Genomic DNA, 1802 nt, shown 5'->3' with positions numbered 1-1802 from the left:
CCTTACAAGATCTGCAACTAATCTCATCTTTCTTGGAGCGATCGGAGAATCTTTCAACTTAGCTATTGCTGTTGTAGCCTTCTCTGCTTTTAATTGCTCTGCTTTTAATCTTTTTCTAGCGCCCATGTCACTACCGATTTAATTCTATCTTCTTTTATCTTTCTTATTACCACCGTGACCACGGAAGTTACGAGTAGGTGCAAATTCACCCAACTTGTGACCAACCATATTCTCTGTCACGTAAACAGGAATAAATTTCTTCCCATTGTGTACGGCAATTGTCAATCCTACGAACTCTGGAGTTATTGTAGAAGCACGAGACCAAGTCTTGATTACTCCCTTCGCTCCAGTTTCTTGTGCTGTATCCACTCGTTGCATCAATTTGTAATGAACAAATGGTGGTTTTTTTAACGAACGACTCATAACCTATTTCTTTCTTTTCTCAATGATAAACTTATCTGAATACTTATTCTTTGCACGTGTTTTGTATCCTTTAGCTGGCATACCGTTACGTGATCTTGGGTGACCTCCAGAGTTACGACCTTCACCACCACCCATTGGGTGATCAACTGGGTTCATAACTACACCACGAACTCGTGGACGGCGACCTAACCAACGTGAACGACCTGCTTTACCAGATACTACTAAACTGTGCTCAGAGTTAGAAACAGAACCGATTGTCGCAAGACAAGTGATTAAGATCATTCTAGTCTCACCTGAAGGTAATTTTACTGTAGCGTATTTTCCTTCACGTGCGTTTAACTGAGCGTAAGTTCCTGCTCCTCTTGCGATAGCTCCACCTTTACCAGGCTTTAACTCGATATTGTGAATCACAGTACCAAGTGGAATATCACTTAAGAACATTGCGTTACCAACTACTGGAGTAGCAGTTTTTCCTGAAACTACTGTATCTCCAACTTTTAAACCTTCCGGAGCGATAATGTATCGCTTCTCTCCATCTGCATAGTACAACAAAGCGATACGAGCTGTTCTGTTTGGATCATACTCGATAGCTTTAACCGTTGCAGGTACATCGTGTTTTTCTCTTTTGAAATCAACAACTCTGTACTTCTGCTTGTGACCACCACCGATGTAACGCATCGTCATTTTACCTGAGTTATTACGTCCACCAGACTTCTTTTTAGAAGCTACTAACGCTTTTTCAGGAGTAGACTTAGTTACCTCTGAGTAATCACTAATGATTTTGTGTCTTTGCCCTGGAGTTGTAGGCTTTAACTTTCTAAGACTCATTCGTCAATTAATTAAATGTTATTAAACAAATCAATCGTTTCTCCATCTGCAACCGTAACGATAGCTTTTTTCCAAACTGAATTACGTTGCTCAACGATACCTTTGTTAGTATATTTAACAGAGGATTTACCACCGCCATAAGTCATGGTACGAACTTTCTCAATAGTTACTCCGTACATGTTTTCGACAGCTTTCTTTATTTCAATCTTGTTAGCTCTTCTATCAACTACAAACGCAAATCTGTTGTTTTCTTCTGAATCCAACGTTGCTTTTTCTGTGATGATTGGCTTTTTTATAATTTGACTCATTCCAAATTAGTTTAAGATCTTTTCAATTGCTTCAACAGAGCTTGCCGCTAAAACTACTTTTCTTGCATTTAACACATCGTAAGTGTTTAATGAATCAGCAGTAACAACTTTTGCTCTCTGAAGGTTACGAGATGATAAGTATACGTTATCATTCTGACTTCCTACTACTACAAGAACTTTCTCGTTCTCTAACTTTAAGTTACCTAAGAACGCTTTAAAATCAGCAGTCTTTGGAGATGCCAT

At 39.0% G+C, this 1802-nt stretch carries 4 protein-coding genes and 1 pseudogene; all 5 read right to left on the bottom strand.

Translation table 11 applies throughout. The features are described 5' to 3' along the window. Nucleotides 1-126: pseudogene (locus R3333_RS14440) on the bottom strand (50S ribosomal protein L22); the annotation flags it as partial. A gap of 18 nt (nt 127-144) precedes the next feature. Then, on the bottom strand, nt 145-423 hold the full coding sequence (rpsS, locus tag R3333_RS14435) for a 30S ribosomal protein S19 (protein ID WP_090248837.1): 279 nt from the start codon (nt 421-423) through the stop codon (nt 145-147). 3 nt (nt 424-426) lie between these two features. Beyond that, nucleotides 427-1251, bottom strand: coding sequence for a 50S ribosomal protein L2 (gene rplB, locus R3333_RS14430; protein WP_318959464.1), 825 nt, complete (start codon nt 1249-1251; stop codon nt 427-429). A gap of 11 nt (nt 1252-1262) precedes the next feature. Next, nucleotides 1263-1559, bottom strand: coding sequence for a 50S ribosomal protein L23 (gene rplW / locus R3333_RS14425; protein ID WP_318959463.1), 297 nt, complete (start codon nt 1557-1559; stop codon nt 1263-1265). Between the two features lie 6 nt (nt 1560-1565). After that, on the bottom strand, nt 1566-1802 hold a 237-nt coding region (gene rplD, locus R3333_RS14420; protein ID WP_318959462.1), incomplete at its 5' end, for a 50S ribosomal protein L4.

Source organism: Lishizhenia sp. (assembly GCF_033720595.1).
Classification (GTDB): domain Bacteria; phylum Bacteroidota; class Bacteroidia; order Flavobacteriales_D; family Crocinitomicaceae; genus Lishizhenia.
The sequence above is the reverse complement of the archived record's forward strand: the minus strand, read 5'-3'. Positions and strand labels throughout refer to the sequence as shown.

Coding starts and splice junctions, on each gene's coding strand:
- rpsS (WP_090248837.1), bottom strand. CDS start 423: ATGAGTCGTTCGTTAAAAAAACCACCATTTGTTCATTACAAATTGATG.
- rplB (WP_318959464.1), bottom strand. CDS start 1,251: ATGAGTCTTAGAAAGTTAAAGCCTACAACTCCAGGGCAAAGACACAAA.
- rplW (WP_318959463.1), bottom strand. CDS start 1,559: ATGAGTCAAATTATAAAAAAGCCAATCATCACAGAAAAAGCAACGTTG.